Origin of the sequence: Paracoccus sp. TD-10 (genome assembly GCF_048270675.1) — a bacterium.
Lineage (GTDB): Bacteria > Pseudomonadota > Alphaproteobacteria > Rhodobacterales > Rhodobacteraceae > Paracoccus > Paracoccus pantotrophus.
In genome coordinates this window covers 1,267,605-1,280,494 of sequence record NZ_CP182418.1, presented here as the reverse complement: position 1 = coordinate 1,280,494, position 12,890 = coordinate 1,267,605, and the positions used below count along the sequence as shown (strand labels likewise).

Annotated in this window: 14 protein-coding genes; 10 read left to right on the top strand and 4 right to left on the bottom strand. The window is 69.3% G+C overall.

Annotated features, from left to right (window positions below):
• Positions 1 to 10 precede the first annotated feature (10 nt).
• Both ACNKFW_RS06270 and ACNKFW_RS06265 read left to right on the top strand, forming a co-directional pair.
• On the top strand, positions 11 to 889 hold the full coding sequence (locus ACNKFW_RS06270; protein ID WP_147428030.1) for an EamA family transporter: 879 nt from the start codon (positions 11 to 13) through the stop codon (positions 887 to 889).
• Between the two features lie 185 nt (positions 890 to 1,074).
• Positions 1,075 to 2,610, top strand: coding sequence for an ATP-dependent DNA helicase (locus ACNKFW_RS06265; RefSeq protein ID WP_147428031.1), 1,536 nt, complete (start codon positions 1,075 to 1,077; stop codon positions 2,608 to 2,610).
• A gap of 14 nt (positions 2,611 to 2,624) precedes the next feature.
• On the opposite strand, the gene ACNKFW_RS06260 is transcribed toward ACNKFW_RS06265, so the two are convergent.
• Positions 2,625 to 3,446 (bottom strand): EcsC family protein, encoded by an 822-nt coding sequence (locus tag ACNKFW_RS06260; RefSeq protein ID WP_147428032.1) that lies wholly within the window; start codon positions 3,444 to 3,446, stop codon positions 2,625 to 2,627.
• A gap of 152 nt (positions 3,447 to 3,598) precedes the next feature.
• Between ACNKFW_RS06260 and ACNKFW_RS06255 the strand changes: the two genes are divergently transcribed.
• Complete coding sequence (locus tag ACNKFW_RS06255; RefSeq protein WP_024845071.1) at positions 3,599 to 4,165, top strand: Ivy family c-type lysozyme inhibitor; 567 nt, start codon at positions 3,599 to 3,601, stop codon at positions 4,163 to 4,165.
• On the opposite strand, the gene ACNKFW_RS06250 is transcribed toward ACNKFW_RS06255, so the two are convergent.
• The gene (locus ACNKFW_RS06250; protein ID WP_147428033.1) at positions 4,153 to 4,713 is read right to left on the bottom strand and encodes a GNAT family N-acetyltransferase; all 561 of its coding nucleotides are present in this window, start codon (positions 4,711 to 4,713) and stop codon (positions 4,153 to 4,155) included. The genes ACNKFW_RS06255 and ACNKFW_RS06250 overlap by 13 nt on opposite strands.
• 220 nt (positions 4,714 to 4,933) lie before the next feature.
• Between ACNKFW_RS06250 and ACNKFW_RS06245 the strand changes: the two genes are divergently transcribed.
• From ACNKFW_RS06245 to ACNKFW_RS06220, 6 genes are all read left to right on the top strand, one after another.
• Positions 4,934 to 5,530 carry a flavin reductase family protein gene (locus tag ACNKFW_RS06245; protein ID WP_024845069.1) on the top strand — a complete coding sequence of 199 codons (597 nt, stop codon included), beginning with the start codon at positions 4,934 to 4,936 and terminating at the stop codon, positions 5,528 to 5,530.
• A complete protein-coding gene (locus tag ACNKFW_RS06240) occupies positions 5,530 to 6,093 on the top strand; it encodes an adenine phosphoribosyltransferase (protein WP_024845068.1) in 564 nt (187 codons plus the stop codon). The genes ACNKFW_RS06245 and ACNKFW_RS06240 overlap by 1 nt, the downstream gene beginning before the upstream one ends.
• Positions 6,094 to 6,132: 39 nt before the next feature.
• Positions 6,133 to 7,083, top strand: coding sequence for a 4-hydroxy-3-methylbut-2-enyl diphosphate reductase (ispH, locus tag ACNKFW_RS06235; protein ID WP_024845067.1), 951 nt, complete (start codon positions 6,133 to 6,135; stop codon positions 7,081 to 7,083).
• A 77-nt stretch (positions 7,084 to 7,160) separates the two neighbouring features.
• On the top strand, positions 7,161 to 7,766 hold the full coding sequence (locus tag ACNKFW_RS06230) for a glutathione S-transferase family protein (protein ID WP_024845066.1): 606 nt from the start codon (positions 7,161 to 7,163) through the stop codon (positions 7,764 to 7,766).
• Positions 7,763 to 8,230, top strand: coding sequence for a ribonuclease HI (rnhA, locus tag ACNKFW_RS06225; protein WP_024845065.1), 468 nt, complete (start codon positions 7,763 to 7,765; stop codon positions 8,228 to 8,230). Before ACNKFW_RS06230 ends, rnhA begins: the two co-directional genes overlap by 4 nt.
• Positions 8,227 to 8,859, top strand: a complete 633-nt coding sequence (locus ACNKFW_RS06220; protein WP_147428034.1) for a trimeric intracellular cation channel family protein — start codon at positions 8,227 to 8,229, stop codon at positions 8,857 to 8,859. The genes rnhA and ACNKFW_RS06220 overlap by 4 nt, the downstream gene beginning before the upstream one ends.
• Before the next feature lie 6 nt (positions 8,860 to 8,865).
• Here the strand turns inward: ACNKFW_RS06220 and ACNKFW_RS06215 are convergent, their stop codons facing one another.
• Both ACNKFW_RS06215 and ACNKFW_RS06210 read right to left on the bottom strand, forming a co-directional pair.
• Positions 8,866 to 9,189 carry a VOC family protein gene (locus ACNKFW_RS06215; RefSeq protein WP_147428035.1) on the bottom strand — a complete coding sequence of 108 codons (324 nt, stop codon included), beginning with the start codon at positions 9,187 to 9,189 and terminating at the stop codon, positions 8,866 to 8,868.
• A gap of 48 nt (positions 9,190 to 9,237) precedes the next feature.
• Positions 9,238 to 9,639 (bottom strand): group III truncated hemoglobin, encoded by a 402-nt coding sequence (locus ACNKFW_RS06210; RefSeq protein ID WP_024845062.1) that lies wholly within the window; start codon positions 9,637 to 9,639, stop codon positions 9,238 to 9,240.
• 270 nt (positions 9,640 to 9,909) lie between these two features.
• Here ACNKFW_RS06210 and ileS point away from each other — a divergent pair, with 270 nt between their 5' ends.
• Positions 9,910 to 12,840, top strand: a complete 2,931-nt coding sequence (gene ileS / locus ACNKFW_RS06205) for an isoleucine--tRNA ligase (RefSeq protein ID WP_147428036.1) — start codon at positions 9,910 to 9,912, stop codon at positions 12,838 to 12,840.
• Positions 12,841 to 12,890: the final 50 nt, after the last annotated feature.

The window sequence follows — 12,890 nt, the reverse complement described above, 5'->3', positions numbered from 1 at the left end:
GGGTCGGGGCTTGAGCTGGATCCTCGCCACGCTGATCGCCGCCGCGGCCCAGACCGGGCGCAATGCGGCGCAGCGCCGGCTGACCGCGGAACTCGGCACCATGGGCGCGACCGCCGTGCGCTTCCTCTTCGGCCTGCCCTTCGCGGCGCTGGTGCTGGCGGGGATGGCGGCGCTGGTGCCTGTGCCCCTGCCCGATGCGGCGGTGCTGCTCTGGGCGGCGCTGGGGGCCGCCTCGCAGATCGCCGCCACCGCGCTGATGCTGGTGACGATGGAAAGCCGCGGCTTCGGCGTCACCACCGCGCTGATCAAGACGGAACCGGTGACGCTGGCGCTGATCGGCGCCCTGATCCTGGCCGAGCCGCTGGGCCCCGTCCGCATGGCGGCGATCGTCACGGCGACGCTGGGCGTGGTGCTGATGTCGGGGGCCGACTGGCGGCGCGGCACCTGGCGCGCGGCGGGCCTCGGCATCGCGGCCGGGGCGCTGTTCGGGCTTTCGGCCATCGGCTTTCGCGGCGCGATCCTTGCCCTGCCCTTCGGCGCCGAGCCAGTGCGGGCCGCCACCGTCCTGCTGCTCAGCCTGGCCCTGCAAAGCGCGATCATGCTGGCCTGGCTGGGCGCGCTCGACCGCGCGGCGCTGAGGGGTATCGCCCGGCACTGGCGCGGTTCGCTGGGCGCGGGCGCGCTGGGAGCGCTGGCCTCGCTGTTCTGGTTCCTGGGCTTCGCGCTGACAGCGGCGGCCAATGTCCGCACGCTGGCCCTGGTCGAGGTGGTGATGGCGCAGCTCGTCTCGGGCCGGGTGTTCCGCGAAGGCATCTCTGGGCGGCAGGTGGCGGGCATGGCGCTGATCGTGCTGGGCGTCGCCGCGCTGATCGCGGCAAGCCACGGATAAGGCCGCCCGCCTGCGCCCCGAAAAAACCCTGCCCATGACGAACGCGCGCGCGCCGCATGGGTATTTGGAGAGCAGAGAAGATCGGGGCCGCACCCGGATTCTTCTTCGTTGCACAAATACCCAAATCGCGGCGGCGCCACCGGATCGGCCTTTCCGCCCCTCGCGCCGCGGGCTAACAAGGGCACATGACCCTGCCCGCCCTTTCCCCCGATCAGGCCGAAGCCTGGGATGCGCTTGCCGCCGCGCTTGAGGAGTCCGGCATCGACCTGGTCTCGGAGGAGATCGCGCCGCCGCAGCCCGGCAAGGGCCGGGTCATGGCGGTGATCGGCAAGGCCGGCTCGGGCAAGACCCTGCTGCTTGCCGAACTGACCAAGGCGCTGAAGGCGGCCGGGGTCGATATCGTCTCGGGCGATTACGAGGGCAAGAAGCGCAAGGACCGCCGCACCGTCGCCATCCTGGCCCCCACCAACAAGGCGGCCTTCGTGCTGCGCATGCGCGGCGTGCCGGCGACCACGATCCACCGCATCCTCTATACCCCGGTCTACGACCCGGAATACGAACGCATCGCCGACTGGCTGACCGGCGCGGGCGAGCGCCCCTCGGTCGAGGGGCTGATGGAAGGGCTGACCGAGGCGGCGCTGGACCGGGCAAAGGCCTTTTACGACCAGCATGCCTCGATCCCCGGCGCCCTGGCCGCCGCCGGCCTGCGCGGCTCGGACTTCATCCGCGGCTGGAAGCGGCGCGAGGACGGGCTGGACATCGGGCTGGTCGACGAAGCCTCGATGCTGGACGAGCGCCAGTTCGACGACCTGCGCGAGATCTTTCCGCTGCTGATCCTGTTCGGCGATCCGGCGCAGCTGGCCCCGGTCGGTCAATCGGGCCAGATGGTCTTCGACCGGCTGGCCGCCCCGCAGCGGCTGATGCTGAGCCGCATCCACCGCCAGGAGGGCGACAGCCCGATCCTGGACCTCGCGCATGCGCTGGCCGATCCGGCGCTGGAGTTCGACGGCTTCGAGCGCATGATCCGCGACGCCGCCAGCCGCGATCCGCGCGTGACCTGGGCCGAACGGGTGGAATCCGACCTGATGGCGCAAAGCCCGGTGCTGGTCTGGCGCAACATCACCCGCATCAAGCTGATCCAGGCCTTCCGCTCGGCCTATGGCGCGCCGGGCGATGCGCTGCTGCCGGGCGAACCCTTGATCTGCGACGGGCTAGAACTGCCGCTGAAGCACCGCAAGAAGCGCATCGACCTGGAGGCGCGCGGGCTGATCAAGGGCGCGCAGGTGATCTATCTGGGCCCCGGCCGCAAGCCCGGCTTCTCGCGCCTGCATGTCGTGGGCGCCGAGGAGCCGCGGCTTTCCGCCGCCTCGATCGTCAAGATCGAGATGCCGGATGTCGAGGAGCCCTTCATCCCCTATGCCGCCCGCATGGGCGCGGCCTTCCTGCATGGTGCCGCGGTGACGATCCACAAGGCGCAGGGCAGCCAATGGCCCGACGTGCAAGTCTTTGCCCCCGATATCGCCGCCGCCGCCTGGTCCGGCCGGTCCGAGGCCGGCATCGCGCTGTGGAAGCGGCTGGCCTATGTCGCCATCACCCGCGCGCAGGAGCGGCTGCATTGGGTGGTGAAATCGCGGCTGGCCCGGCCCTCGGCACCGCTGCGGACCGATCACCTGGAGGCCCCGGCCGCGGTGCTGGAACTGGCCGCCGAGGCCCAGGAATAACCGCAGGCGCCTAGCTAGCCGCGCCGCGACAGCTTGCGCGCCGCCGTGTTCGGGCGCAGCTGGATCATGCGCAGCTCCAGCGCCTCGGCCAGCGCCTCGCGCGGGATGCCGGTTTCCCGCGACAGCCGCAGCAGGCCGAAATGCACGCGGGCGAGTTCCTGATAGTAGCGGGTGAAGCTGTAATTGATCGAGGCCCCGGCCAGCGCGCCCAGCACCGGCACCGCCTGCGCCGCCAGCTTCTGCGCCAGCGAGGCCGAGAGCCGCGGCGCCACCCGCGCGATCAGCGCCTGCACGGTCTGTCCGGTGATGGTCATGCGCGCCGCCAGCAGCCCCAGGTCGGTGCCGTCGTCATCCGAAAGCGGCCCCGCCGAGGCAAAGACATGCAGCGCCTCGCGCCGGGCCTCGTCCGAGACCGGGTCGAAGCCGTGTTCGGCGGCGATGTCCATGATGGCGCGCAAAAGCAACGTCACCGTCACCGGCAGTTCCAGCGCCGCGCCGCCGACCCCGGCCAGCCCGCCCACCGCGCCCGATGTGGTCGAGAGCAGGCGGTTGAACAGATCGCCCCGTTCCCGCAGCACCCCGCGCGACCGCGAGGCGGCGTCGAAGGCGCGGTTCAGCGCCGCGAGCGTGATCCGGTCCACCCGCCCGCGCACCGAGGGCGGCAGGCGCTCGATCAGCCCCTCGGCCTTGCCGCCGATGGCCGTCAGCAATTCCATCGCCACGCCGCCCGCCTGGAGATAGCGCCGGGCCAGCCGGTCGATCGCCGCATGCACGGTCGGGTCGTCGATCGGCGGCAGGACGGCCTGGCGGACGGGGATTTGGCTTTGTTCGGTCATCCTGCGGATACCCTGCAATGTCTTGGCTGTGCTAGAACTGGGCATTGGCAAGGGAACCCGCAACCCGTCGCGCGGGTTCCGCTGGCGAATGGGCAGCCCGGCGCCGGAAGACGGGCAGAACAGCAAAGACACGGAAGACGAGGAAGATCGCAATGAACATCCGCCGCACGATCCCCGCCCTGACATTGACCGCCGCGCTGGCGCTGGGGCCGGCCGCCCTGGCGCAGGAGAGCGGGGCACAGGACACCGGGATGCAAGACACGGCAACGCAAGAGACGGGGGCGCAGGCGACGGCCGGGCAATCGGCCGGACAGGCAGCCGCCGCCGATATGGGCCTGACGCTGGCCGATCTGGGCAAGGACCAGGGCCTGACCGCCGCGGTCGAGAAGATGGCCGAGGGCCACCAGATGCCCGAATGGCTGAGCGAGGGCGCGGTGATCTCGCCCAGCCAGAGGGTCGCCTTCGGCGGCCAGGACTATCTGGCCATGACTGCCTGCAAGCAGCACGATTGCGCGGCGAACCAGTTCGCGGTGCTTTATGCGCCGGGCAGCGGGACGGCCCATGGCGTGCTTTCGGTGCGCGACGGCGAGGGGGCGGAACTGCTGACCTGGCTCGGCATGGCCGGCGGGCCCGAGACGATCGACGGGCGCACCATCCTTTATGCGGCGCTGACCGGCAGCCTGGCCAATCATCCGCAGGATTTCATCTATGCCGAGTGATCGGGCGGCGCGAGACCGGCGCCGCCCTCGCGGCGCATCTCGCGCTGGCCGGGTGCGGATTCGCCGGTCTCGCGCTCGACCGTTCCGGTGATGCCGGCCCAGGCGCCGGGCACCAGTTCCAGCCCCAGGACGCGGTCGGGGTTGGTGGGCGGCGGCATCTCGACGCCTTCGAGATTCCAAAAGCCAAAGCGTTGATAATAAGGAAGATCGCCCACCAGCATCACCCGCTGCCACCCCATCTCGGCCGCCCGTGTCAGGCTTTCGCGCATCAGCAGCGCCCCCAGCCCCTCGCCCTGCGTGGTCGGATGCACCGCGACGGGGCCCAAGAGCAGCACCGGCCGCCCGGCCACGCGCACCGGCCAATAGCGGATCGCCCCCATCAATGCGCCGAAATCGCCGCGCAGCATCAGGCAGAGCGGTCCGACGGGGGCGACCCCGTCGCGCAGCCTGTAAGAGGACAGCGCCGTGCGCCCCGGCGCGAAGCACAGGTCCAGAAGCGCCTCGACCTCGGGCGTGTCGGCGGGGGTTTCGGGGCAAAGTTCGTACATCCTGCCTCCGGTGCTGGGGTCGGGATTCGGGTGGTCTTGGCGCGGCGCAGGGACCGCGTAACATGCGGCCGCGGCCGGGAAAACCGCCTGCGGAACCCCGGCGGCAAAATTCGCCGGCCTGTCGCAAAGGTAGACGGGTGGGCGGCAAGAACGCTTGACGCGCCCGGCGCATGGGGTCACTTCTGGGCCCCGCATCACGCAGGGACCAGCGAGGCACGCCATGTTCTACCGACCCCAGGACGGCCACGGGCTGCCGCACAACCCGCTGAACGCCATCGTTGCGCCCCGCCCGATCGGCTGGATCTCGACCCGCGGCCGGCAGGGCGACAACCTGGCGCCCTATTCCTTCTTCAACCTGACCGCCTATGTGCCGCCGCAGGTCATGTTCGCCTCGACCTCGGCCAAGCCGGACCGGCAGGGCACCAAGGACAGCGTGGCCCAGATCGCCGAGTCGCGCGTCTTCTGCGTCAATATCGCCGACGGGCCGCTGAAGGACCAGGTCAATGCCAGTTCCGCCGCCTTCCCCGCCGGGGTGAACGAATTCGAGGCGGCCGGGATCGAGCCCGCCGAATGCCAGACCATCGACTGCCCGCGCGTGGCCGGCGCCGCCGCGGCGCTGGAATGCCGCGCGACCCGCATCCTGCGGCTGGCGGGCGAAGCAAATTACATGGTGCTGGGCGTCGTCACCGGCATCCACCTGCGCGAGGATTGCCTGAAGGACGGCCGCTTCGACCTGCACGGCACCGGCTGGCTGTCGCGCATGGGCTACAAGGATTACACCATCACCACCCAGACCTTCGAGATGGAGCGCCCCTGATGGAGAACCGGCCCGAAAGACGCCGCCGCGACAGCCGCACGGTGCGCGACTATATCCGCACCATCGTGGATTTCCCGCATGAGGGCATCCTGTTTCGCGACGTGACCACGCTTTTCGCCGATGCGCGCGGCTTTCGCATGGCGGTGGACCAGCTGCTGGCCGCCTATGCCGGCGAGGATATCGACAAGGTGGTGGGGCTGGAGGCGCGCGGTTTCATCCTGGGCGGCGCGGTGGCGCATCAGCTTTCCGTGGGCTTCGTGCCGATCCGCAAGAAGGGCAAGCTGCCCGGCGCGGTCATCAGCCAGGCCTATGCGCTGGAATATGGCGAGGCGGTGATGGAGATCCATGACGACGCGCTGAAACCCGGCGAGCGGGTGCTGATCGTCGACGATCTTCTGGCCACCGGCGGCACCGCCGCGGCCGGCATCTCGCTTTGCCAGCGGCTGGGGGCCGAGGTGGTGGGCAGCGCCTTCGTGATCGAGCTGCCCGAGCTGGGCGGGCGGGCATTGCTGGAGGGGCTGGGCCACGAGGTCCATGCCCTGACCAGTTTCGAGGGCGCCTGATCCCTTGCGGCAGGCCCTTGCCGGGGTTAGGTGAGGCCCATGGACAAGAAACCGCCCCTGACCCTTTACCTGGCCGCGCCGCGCGGTTTTTGCGCCGGCGTGGACCGCGCCATCAAGATCGTCGAGATGGCGCTGCAGAAATGGGGCGCGCCGGTCTATGTCCGCCACGAGATCGTGCACAACAAGTTCGTCGTGGACAGCTTGCGCGACAAGGGCGCGGTCTTTGTCGAGGAGCTGGACGATGTGCCCTCCGACCGGCCGGTGATCTTCTCGGCCCATGGCGTGCCGAAATCCGTGCCGGCCGAGGCGCGGCGGCGCGAGATGGTCTTCGTGGACGCCACCTGCCCCTTGGTCAGCAAGGTCCATGTCGAGGCCGAGCGCCATCATGCCGAGGGCCTGCAGATGGTGATGATCGGCCATGCCGGCCACCCGGAGGTGCTGGGCACCATGGGGCAATTGCCCGAGGGCGAGGTGCTGCTGGTCGAGACGGTCGAGGACGTGGCCATGATCGCGCCGCGCGATCCCTCGCGGCTGGCCTTCATCACCCAGACCACGCTGTCGGTCGATGACACCGCCGCCATCGTCGCGGCGCTGCAGGCGCGGTTTCCGGGCATCGTCGGCCCGGCCAAGGAGGACATCTGCTATGCCACGACCAACCGCCAGGCCTCGGTCAAGGCCATCGCCGGGCGGATCGACGCGCTGCTGGTGATCGGGGCGCCGAACAGCTCGAACTCGCGCCGGCTGGTCGAGGTCGGCAGCGCCGCCGGCTGCGCCTATTCGCAGCTGGTGATGCGGGCCGACCAGATCGACTGGCGCGCCATCGCGGGCGCGCGGGCGGTTGGCGTGACCGCCGGCGCCTCGGCCCCCGAGGTGCTGGTCGACGAGGTGGTCGCAGCCTTTGCCGAACGCTACGACCTGACCGTCGAGATGGTCGAGACGGCGCGCGAGAATGTCGAGTTCAAGGTGCCGCGGGTCTTGCGCGAGGCCTGAGCCTCGCCCGTGGGGGCCTTGCCCCCGCCCCTGCGGGGCTCCCCCAGGATATTTGGACAAGAAAGAAGGATTGCGGGATGAAACTGTGGTCGATGCCGTCATCCGGCAACAGCTACAAGGTACGGCTGCTCTTGGCGCTGCTGGGGCGGGATTGCGAGATCCTGGACGTGGAATACCAGACCGAGGCGCTGGAACGCGCCAAGGCCGAAGGGCGGCTGCCCTTTGGCAAGGCGCCGGTGCTGGAGCTGGATGACGGGCGGCTGTTGCCGGAATCGAACGCGATCCTGTGCTGGCTGGGCGAGGGCACACGCTTCGTGCCGAAGGATGCCTTCGGGCACGCCGCCATGCTGGGCTGGATGTTCTGGGAGCAGAACCAGCACGAGGGCGTCGTCGCCGTGCGCGCCGCCCTGCGGACCTATCCGCACCGTCGTGCGCAGGCGACGCCCGAGCGCATGGCGGAGCTGCTGGAACGCGGCCATGTCCTGCTGCAGGTGATGGAGGACCGGCTGGCCGGGCATGACTGGCTGGTGGGCGATGCCCCGAGCCTCGCCGATATCTGCCTTTACGGCTATACCCATACGGCGGGCAGCCTGGGCGGCTTCGACATGGCGCGTTTCCCCGGCATCGGGCGCTGGCTCGACCGCATCGCCGCCCTGCCCGGCTACGAGGGGCTGGAGGCATGAGCGTGCTTCATGCCTGGACTGACGGCGCCTGCAGCGGCAATCCCGGCCCCGGCGGCTGGGGGGTGCTGATGCGGGCCATGGAGGGCGAGAGGGTGCTGAAGGAGCGCGAACTGTCGGGCGGCGAGGCCATGACCACCAATAACCGCATGGAACTGATGGCCGCGATCTCGGCGCTCGAGGCGCTGACCCGGCCGAGCGAGATCACCGTGACCACCGACAGCGCCTATGTGAAGAACGGCGTCACGCAATGGATCCATGGCTGGAAGAAGAACGGCTGGCGCACCGCCGACCGCAAGCCGGTGAAGAATGCCGAGCTGTGGCAGCGGCTGGACGCGGCGCAGGCCCGCCACCAGGTGCGCTGGGAATGGATCAAGGGCCATGCCGGCCATCCCGAGAACGAGCGCGCCGACGCGCTGGCGCGGGCGGGGATGGCGCCCTTCAAGCCGGCGAAGGTCTCGGGGTGAGCGTCGAGGCGCTGATCCCGCTGCTGGATTATGCCAGCGTGCTGGTCTTTGCCCTGACGGGCGCGCTGGTCGCCAGCCGCGGGCAGCTGGATGTGGTCGGCTTCATCTTCTTCGCCACGCTGACCGGGATCGGCGGCGGCACCCTGCGCGACCTGGTGCTGGGCCGGGCGCCGGTGTTCTGGGTCGGCCGGCCGGAGCTTTTGCTGCTGACCGCCGGGGCGGCGATCGTGGTGTTCTTTACCGCGCATCGGCTGGAAAGCCGCTATCGTGCCATCCTGTGGCTGGATGCCTTTGCCCTGGCCGTGGCGGTGCCCGCGGGCGTGGGCGTGGCGCTGGAGGCGGGAGTAAGCCCGGTGGTGACCGTGCTGATGGGGGTGATGACCGGCACCTTCGGCGGGCTGATGCGCGACGTGGTCGGCAACGAGGTGCCGCTGGTGCTGAAGCAGGGCGAGCTTTACGTCACCGCCGCCTTTGGCGGGGCGGTGGCGGCGCTGCTGCTGCTGGGCCTGGGCACCGGGCGCGGCTGGGCGCTGATCGGCTGCGCGGCCATGGTGCTGATGCTGCGCGCCGGGGGCCTGGGCTTCGGCTGGCGGCTGCCGGTCTACAAGGCGCGGCCGCCGCGGCAGTGACCGGCGTCAGCGTTCGGACCAGACCGCCATTTCGGTGCCGCCCGGCTCGCGGAACTGGAAACGGCGGCCGCCGGGAAAGTCGAAGATCGGCCGGGTGATCGTCGCCCCCGCCTCGGTCACGCGGGCCAGCGCGGCTTCCAAGTCGTCGGCCTTGAGGATCACCAGCGGCGGCGCCAGGGCAGCGGCAGCAATACCGCCCGCGATTCCGGCATCGGCGAGTTCCTGGTATTCGGGGCCGTAATCGTTGAAACCCCAGCCGAAGGCTTCCCTGAAGAAGGCTTTCGTGGCCGGCAGGTCGGGCGAGGAAAATTCGAGATAGTCGATCTTCATCGGGAAGTCCTTTCAAATGTTCCCGTTTTGTTTACCCTCGCGCGCCGCCTAGCGCAAGGCCGGCGGGCCGGGACGGCGCTCGCGCAGATCCTCGACCCCCATGCGCAGGCCGGCGCCGATGCGATGCGCCAGCGCCGACCAGGCCCTGGCCGTCTCGGGCGGCAGGGTGCGGCGCAGGGTTTCGTCGAAAAGCATCAACCAGGGCGAGAAATGCTGCGGTTGCACGTCGCCCGCGCGCATGTGGACCTGCATCGGATTGCCGTCATAGCCGCGTTCGTAGAGAATGGCATTGCGCCAGAAGCGGGCGATCCTGGCCTCGTGCTCGGGCCAGTCGGCGACATGGGCGGCAAAGACCGGGCCCAGCACCTCATGCCGGCGAATCGCGGCGTAGAAGGTGGCGACGACGCGGTCGATCTGTTCGGGGGTGACGTCAAAGCGCGGCGGGATCATGCGGCGGATATGGGCCGGAACGACCGGGCCCGCAAGCCCGAGGCGGCCCCGCTCGGCGCGGCATGGCAGCGCAGGCGCGATGCGGCAAAGGCACGGGCCCTGCCTGCTGGCGGGGCGGTGCAAGCGGCGCTTGCAGGGTCCGGGGCGGTTTCCTATAACCCGCGCATGTTCAGCAGGGCGCGGATTTTCCGAATTATTCGCCCGGCGGCGTAGGGAGCCCTCGCCGCCGGGTCATGCATGCCTGCCCTGCCAGCGAAGGATTCCCGCCAGATGAGCGACACGACCACCGAGACCCAGGCCGCGACCGATTACCGCGACACCGTCTTCCTGCCCCAGACCGATTTCCCGATGCGCGCCGGCCTGCCGCAACGCGAGCCCGAATGGCTGGCCCGCTGGGAGCGCATCGGCATCTACGACCGGCTGCGCGAGAAGGCAGCGGGACGCGCGCCCTTCATCCTGCATGACGGCCCACCCTATGCGAACGGCAACCTGCATATCGGCCACGCGCTGAACAAGACGATCAAGGACATCATCGTGCGCAGCCACCAGATGATGGGCCGCGATGCGCGCTATGTGCCGGGCTGGGACTGCCACGGCCTGCCGATCGAATGGAAGATCGAGGAGAAATACCGCAAGGCCGGCCAGGACAAGGACGCGGTCGACGTGGTGGAGTTCCGCCAGGAATGCCGCCGCTTTGCCGAGCATTGGGTCGATGTCCAGCGCGAGGAGTTCAAGCGGCTGGGCATCACCGGCAAGTGGGACGATCCCTATCTGACCATGGACCATCACGCCGAGGCGGTGATCGCGGCCGAGTTCATGAAGCTGTTGATGAACGGCGCGCTCTACCAGGGCTCGAAGCCAGTGATGTGGTCTCCGGTCGAGAAGACCGCCCTGGCCGAGGCCGAGGTCGAGTATCACGACCATACCAGCCACACCATCTGGGTGCGGTTCCGGGTGGAATCGTCGCAGGGTATTTGGGAAACGGAAAGCCCGGCCAGCGTGGTGATCTGGACCACGACGCCCTGGACCATCCCGCAGAACCGGGCCGTGGCCTATAATCCGGCCATCGCCTATGGGCTTTACCGCGTGGGCGGGGTGGCCGAGGGGGCCACGGCGCGCCCGGGCGAGCTTCTGGTGCTGGCCGATGCGCTGGCCGAGAGCGTGAAGCAGGCCGGCAAGATCGAGGACTGGCAGCGGGTCCGCGACGTGGCGGCCTCGGATCTGGAGGGGCTGCTGCTCGCGCATCCGTTGCGCAGCGTCGAGGGCGGCGCGGGCGAATGGGATTATGACGTGCCCATGCTGCCGGGCGATCACGTCACCGAGGACGCGGGCACGGGCTTCGTCCATACCGCGCCCAGCCATGGCGACGACGATTATCAGCTTGGGCTGCGCTTCAAGCTGCCGATGACCTATAATGTCGAGCCGGACGGCTCCTATCGCGCCGACCTGCCGCTGTTCGGCGGCCAGGCGATCATCGCGCCCGACGGCAAGGAAGGCCCGGCCAATGTCAGCGTCATCAAGCAGCTGGCCTGGGCCGGCGCACTGCTGGCCAAGGGCAAGATCAAGCATTCCTATCCGCATAGCTGGCGGTCCAAGGCGCCGCTGATCTATCGCAACACGCCGCAATGGTTCGCGGCCATCGACCATGCGCTGGCCGATGGCATGGGCGAATATGGCGACACCATCCGCACGCGGGCGCTGACCAGCATCGACAGGCTGGTGAAATGGTGGCCGCAATCGGGCCGCAACCGCATCCATTCCATGGTCGAGAACCGGCCCGACTGGGTGCTGTCGCGCCAGCGCGCCTGGGGCGTGCCGCTGACCTGTTTCGTGAAGAAGGGCGCCAAGCCCGGCGACCCGGAGTTCCTGCTGCGCGACCAGCGGGTGAACGACCGCATCATCGAAGCCTTCGAACGGGACGGCGCCGATGCCTGGTATCGCCCCGGCTTTGCCGCCGAGGTGCTGGCGGGCGTGGCCGATCCGGCCGATTACGAGCAGGTCATGGACGTGCTGGACGTGTGGTTCGATTCTGGCTCGACCCATGCCTTCGTGCTGCGCGACCGCGCCGACGGGGCGCCGGACGGCATCGCCGATGTCTATCTGGAAGGCACCGACCAGCATCGCGGCTGGTTCCAATCCTCGCTGCTGCAGGCCTGCGCGACCAAGGGGCGGGCGCCCTATCGCAACGTGGTCACGCATGGCTTCACCCTGGACGAGAAGGGCATGAAGATGTCCAAGTCGCTCGGTAATACCATCGTGCCGGCCGAGGTCATCCAGCAATACGGCGCCGACATCCTGCGGCTCTGGGTGGCGCAGACCGACTATACCGCCGACCAGCGCATCGGGCCCGAGATCCTCAAGGGCACCGCCGACAGCTATCGCCGGCTGCGCAACACGCTGCGCTTCATCCTGGGCAACCTGGCCGGCTTTACCGAGGCCGAGCGCATCGATCCGGCCGAGATGCCGGAACTGGAGCAATGGGTGCTGCATCGCCTTGCACAGATCGACCGGCAATTGCGCCATGGCTATGACGGCTTCGACTTCCAGGGCGTGTTCCAGGCGGTATTCCAGTTCGCGACGGTGGACCTGTCGGCCTTTTATTTCGACATCCGCAAGGATGCGCTTTACTGCGACGCGCCCGATGCGCCGCGGCGGCGGGCGGCGCGCACGGTGCTGGACCTGCTGTTCCACCGGCTCGTCACCTGGCTGGCACCGATCCTGCCCTTCACCATGGAGGATGTCTGGCTGAGCCGCTTCCCCTCGGAGGAGGACAGCGTGCATCTGCGGGACTTCCCCGTCACCCCGGCGGAATGGCTGAACGAACCGCTGGCGGCGAAATGGGACACCATCCGCCGCATCCGCCGCACCGTGACCGCCGCGCTGGAGATCAAGCGCACGGACAAGGTGATCGGCGCCAGCCTGGAGGCCGCACCGGTCGTGCATGTCGAGGAGCCCGAGGATCTGAAGGCGCTGAAATCGGTGGATTTCGCCGATATCTGCATCACTTCGGACCTGAGCCTGACCGGCGATCCGGCGCCGGGCGAGGCGTTCCGGCTGTCGGACGTGCCCGGCATCGGCGTCGTCTTCGAGCCGGCGGAGGGCGAGAAATGCCAGCGCTGCTGGAAGATCCTGCCCGATGTCGGCAGCCACCGCCATCCGGGCACCTGCGCCCGCTGCGATGCGGTGCTGTCCAAGGGATGAGGGCTGCGGTCCCGGCAGCGCCCTGCCCACCGGGAACCGCCGCGGCGCGG